Source organism: Candidatus Symbiopectobacterium sp., assembly GCF_020054415.1.
Taxonomy (GTDB): Bacteria; Pseudomonadota; Gammaproteobacteria; order Enterobacterales; family Enterobacteriaceae; genus Symbiopectobacterium.
Map to the genome: position 1 here is coordinate 1 of NZ_JAHWCO010000473.1, position 4,155 is coordinate 4,155.

Genomic DNA, 4,155 nt, shown 5'->3' on the forward strand with positions numbered 1-4,155 from the left:
GACACGCCCATGATCTTGCAGGCTTTTGATACGTTACCGAGTTCTTCGGCGAGATTGAGCAGGCCGGCTTTGTGTTTGATTATGAGATTGTTAGTATGAAGCATGAGAGTTACCTCGCGTTTTGTTTAAGGATTAGACACCCATATCAAAACCGGTAATTCTCAACCTTTCAAGGTCAAGTGTCAGATCTAGTCGCGACTAATACAGATTATCGCCATCTTTGGCTATGTTAATCAATAAACCAGTTTATTTCTGGATGTTTCGATACAGCGTGAAGGGATAGGTTTTTGCATGAATATATGCATACTGTGCGCTTTCGGGCTAAGTCTACGAAAAACGCGTTGCTCTCTACGCCGTGAAAGTTGCTCTCTACGCCGTGAAAACAGCGGAAGTCGCAAAGTGAAAACAACAGAAGATAGGCGCTATGAGCTCAGAGCATAAGCAATCGCTTCCTGCCATTACCTTGGCAGCTATTGGCGTGGTGTACGGGGATATCGGCACCAGCACACTTTATACATTAAGGGAATGCCTTTCCGGACAGTTTGGGTTTGGCGTCGAGCAGCATTCAGTATTTGGCTTCCTCTCGCTGATTTTCTGGCTGCTGGTACTGGTGGTGTCGCTCAAGTATCTCTCCTATGTGATGCGAGCAGACAACGCCGGAGAAGGGGGTATTTTGACCCTGATGTCAATGGCCGGACGCCACACCAGCGATCGCATGACATCCATCGTGGTGATCATAGGGCTGATTGGTGGAGGGTTTTTTTATGGCGAAGTGGTGATCACCCCGGCGATGTCGGTGCTTTCAGCAATGGAAGGGATTGAGATTGCTGCCCCAGAGTTGGACAGCTACATCGTGCCGCTGTCGGTGATTGTGCTGACCTTGCTGTTTGCCATTCAGAAACACGGCACCAGTAGCGTGGGTAAGCTGTTTGCGCCGGTGATGCTGATTTGGTTTTTGACGCTAGCGGTGCTGGGAGTGAGCAGCGTGATGGAAACGCCGCAGGTGCTTCAGGCATTGAACCCGGTTTACGCCGTGCGTTTCTTTATGGAATACAAGTTTATCTCTTTCTTCGCGCTGGGGGCTGTGGTACTGGCGATCACCGGGGTGGAAGCGCTGTATGCGGATATGGGGCACTTTGGTAAATTCCCTATTCGCTTGGCGTGGTTTACCGTGGTGTTGCCGTCGTTGGTGCTCAACTATTTTGGTCAGGGTGCGTTGCTGCTGCGTAACCCGGAAGCCATCAAAAATCCCTTCTTTTTACTGGCTCCCGACTGGGCGTTGATTCCGCTGCTGATCTTGGCAACGCTGGCGACCATCATCGCTTCTCAGGCCGTTATCTCCGGCGTATTCTCGCTGACGCGTCAGGCGGTACGTCTGGGGTATTTGCCGCCAATGCGTATTGTGCATACGTCAGACATGGAATCCGGGCAGATTTATATTCCGGCGATGAACTGGCTGCTGTATACGGCGGTGGTGATTGTCATCGTCAGCTTCGAGCATTCTGGCAATTTAGCGGCAGCTTACGGTATCGCGGTGACCGGAACCATGGTACTGACCAGCATTCTTTCCGCGACCGTGGCGGTAAAAAACTGGCACTGGAACCGCTATCTGGTGTGGCTATTGCTGGTGGCGATGTTGTTGATTGATATCCCACTGTTTCTTGCCAACGTGGTTAAAATCCTTTCCGGCGGCTGGTTGCCGCTGGCGCTGGGATTGATCATGTTTACCATTATGACGACCTGGAAGAGCGAGCGTTTCCGTTTACTGCGTCGTTTGCATGAGCATGATAATTCACTGGATGCGATGATTGCCTCACTCGAGAAAAACCAGCCGGTACGGGTGCCGGGTACGGCAGTCTATCTGTCGCGCGCGACGCACGTCATCCCGTTTGCATTACTGCATAATCTCAAACACAACAAAGTATTGCACGAAAGGGGGGTGCTGCTGACTATGCGCACAGAAGCGGTTCCCTATGTGCATAATGTGCAGCGCGTTACGGTTGAACAGCTTTCCCCGACCTTTTGGCGCGTGATTGCCAACTACGGTTGGCGGGAAACGCCCAACGTGGAAGAGGTGTTTCACCGCTGTTGGCAGGAGGGGTTAGCTTGCCAAATGATGGAAACATCGTTTTTCATGTCTAATGAGTCGCTAACCATGGGCAAACGGCCCTGGTATCTGCGCGTGCGCGGCAAGGTTTTTATGATGCTGAGTCGCAATGCGTTGCGGGCGGCCGATCAGTTTGATATACCGCCAAACCGGCTGATAGAGCTGGGGATTCAGGTGGAGATTTAGTGTATGACGCCCTCGAAATAGAGGGCGTCATTTTTGGTGATTATTTACCGTTCGGTTTTAAGGTTTCCCCTTCCTTCAGGGCAAACAGCTCATCATCACGGGTGGATACGCAGGCGCTGCCGTCCGGAATGCGATAAGCCCCTTCGGTAAAGCCGGAACCTTTCAGGAACGGGGTAACGGCCTGTGGTTTGTTCTTCAGCGTAGCTTCCAGTGCCAGCAGCGCGTAGGGATCGATGTTATCTATCGACGCATATTGATACTTGGCAGAGTTCATAAAGAAGCCGTTGTGCAGATTATTGCTGACAATGTTGTCAGCCACTTTTTCGGCTATCGTCAGGTAGGTTTTATCCTGCGTTGCCTGCCACAGATCGATCAGCGCAAAAATAGCATACGGGTCGCTGTTCTTGGTGCTGGCATTGACGCTGACGCCTTTACCCGGTGCTGAGCCGATATCTCCCAGATCCAACCCCTTGGCGATGCAGCACGCCACTTTCCACAGATCGGCATCCTTCTCGAGCGTGTAGGCGCGGGCGTAGGACAACAGGAAATCACTGCTGGTCGGGTAAGCTTTCAGTACCGTTCCTTTCTTACCGTAGTAACCATTGCGTGGCAGCGTGTAGTTGGAAAGATCGGTACCGTTGGCCAGCATAGGGCGGAAGGTATTGTTGCTTTCGTCATAGGCGTATTTGGCAAACGCTTTCAGGCCATCCAGCGTCCATTTCTTGATATCGTCGCCGTCTTTACCGAAATCTTTCGCCAGTTGTAGCTGCATTAGCGCATTTTCGGAATAGAGCGTGCTGGTGCGCCCCTTCAACATCATATTGCCCTCCAACGCAGCAGGTACAAACTCTGGTCCGAACTGACGTTGAGCACGGTCACCGTATTTGGAGTTGGTATCGCTGTCATCGCTGGTTTCAGCGCGTTTTAATGCCTAGGTGAACTGGTAAACGCCCAGGCCAGTTTTTTTATCGCGCGGCAACACATACTGCTCCGCCAGCCGTTTTGCCCATACCAGCGCGCCGGCTTCATGGTTGTTTTTATAGAGCAGCGATGCGGAATAGATCAGGTCATTACCGGCGTTAAGAAAACTCAGCCCCTTTGTAGCGAAGAAAGGCGTTTTTTTGGTCGTTTATTCAAGGAGTTGATGTAGCATCAAACGTAGTACTCGCGTTCGATGTAAGTACCGATGATCCTACCGTGCATTTCGGATGATTTTGAATATCCGAGCGTCTTGCGATTGAGCCGTTGCAATCGGTTACGCAGTGTCAGATGTGCACGCTCAATACGCTGTGTATACAGATTGCTAACAATGTGTTTTACTTTTGGAAGTTCGTCGTTGTAAGCCCTGTAGCCATCCGTGTTTGCATGACTAACGAGGCTTTGTTGAATAAATCAAAACTTGTAACGACCGCGCCCCATACGGGTCGATTGTTACGTGATGCGAATACTGTTCCTGATAGCGTGATCCGGTTAAGCGCTTTGACCATGGCCATGGCTTCACCCACCTGAGCATCGTAGTCTCTCAGACTTAGATGACCACCCAGAAGCCTTTTGAACCGGAACATTGCCGTTTCAGCCACTGAGCGCCGGTGATAGCCCACTTTCTTTTTCCAGATATCGTTACTACCGCTAATGCGCTGATTTGCAACAGCGTGGTTACGCTCGTGGTAGCGATCTGGCCAATATTGTGCCCCCCTTCGTGGCGGGATAAGCGGCCTTATCTTCTTCCTCAGCAGAGCATCATAGCAGTAAACTGTATCGTAAGCGCCGTCAGCCGATGCCTCTCTGATTTTCCGGTGGGTCTGGTTTATCAGCGCCGGTAGAGCTTGGGCATCAGTCGTACCACTGAGCGACAAATCCGC

General features: G+C 51.3%; 2 protein-coding genes and 3 pseudogenes. 1 reads left to right on the top strand and 4 read right to left on the bottom strand.

The window, feature by feature from the left end:
- Positions 1-104: helix-turn-helix domain-containing protein (locus tag QZ506_RS13865; RefSeq protein ID WP_291971806.1), on the bottom strand; the 104-nt coding region annotated here is incomplete at its 3' end.
- Positions 105-424: 320 nt separating this feature from the next.
- On the opposite strand from QZ506_RS13865, the gene kup reads away from it, so the two are divergent.
- Positions 425-2,293, top strand: a complete 1,869-nt coding sequence (kup, locus tag QZ506_RS13870) for a low affinity potassium transporter Kup (RefSeq protein ID WP_291971804.1) — start codon at positions 425-427, stop codon at positions 2,291-2,293.
- A 40-nt stretch (positions 2,294-2,333) separates the two neighbouring features.
- Here kup and QZ506_RS13875 read toward each other — a convergent pair.
- From QZ506_RS13875 to QZ506_RS13885, 3 pseudogenes are all read right to left on the bottom strand, one after another.
- A pseudogene (locus tag QZ506_RS13875) lies at positions 2,334-3,416 on the bottom strand (pectate lyase); the annotation flags it as partial.
- A 29-nt stretch (positions 3,417-3,445) separates the two neighbouring features.
- Positions 3,446-3,652, bottom strand: a pseudogene (locus QZ506_RS13880) (IS1 family transposase); the annotation flags it as partial.
- A 98-nt stretch (positions 3,653-3,750) separates the two neighbouring features.
- Positions 3,751-4,155, bottom strand: a pseudogene (locus QZ506_RS13885) (transposase); the annotation flags it as partial.

Bases quoted from the DNA above. Each gene is read 5' to 3' on its own strand.
- kup (WP_291971804.1), top strand. From the start codon at position 425: ATGAGCTCAGAGCATAAGCAATCGCTTCCTGCCATTACCTTGGCAGCT.